Consider the following 413-nt stretch of genomic DNA (forward strand, 5'->3'; position numbering starts at 1 on the left):
GTATCGTTCCGAACTTTCCATACGATGATGTCCATCTGCAATGTACAATTCGTCCAATTTCTCGATCGAATCTTTTAATTGTTTTAAATTCAATCGATTATCAACTCTCCACAATAAATGTTGCGTTCCGTTTTCTTCTTCTATTTTTAGAATCGGCTTGCGTTTCATTTCTGTATCAATTAACAAATCTACACGTTGAGCAGGTTTATAAGTCAATAAAACAGGCTCCGCATGGAAGTGAGATTCCTTCAAATAATCAGCAAATAATTCCACACGACGTTCCAATGTTTCTTCGTGTTTTTTAATTTTATTTTGACGATAATCATCAATATTCACCAAGCCCAAAAGTCCTTTTGTTTCGCGTCCATCAGGCTGTATCACTTGATAAATATAAAAAGAAGACTTGTCTTGCG

Annotated in this window: 1 protein-coding gene; it reads right to left on the bottom strand. The window is 35.1% G+C overall.

The genetic code is table 11. The features are described 5' to 3' along the window. On the bottom strand, positions 1-413 hold a 413-nt coding region (locus QWI17_RS06755), incomplete at both ends, for a DUF1015 family protein (RefSeq protein ID WP_302721763.1).

This window comes from Gilvimarinus gilvus (assembly GCF_030518155.1).
GTDB classification, from domain to species: domain Bacteria; phylum Pseudomonadota; class Gammaproteobacteria; order Pseudomonadales; family Cellvibrionaceae; genus Gilvimarinus; species Gilvimarinus gilvus.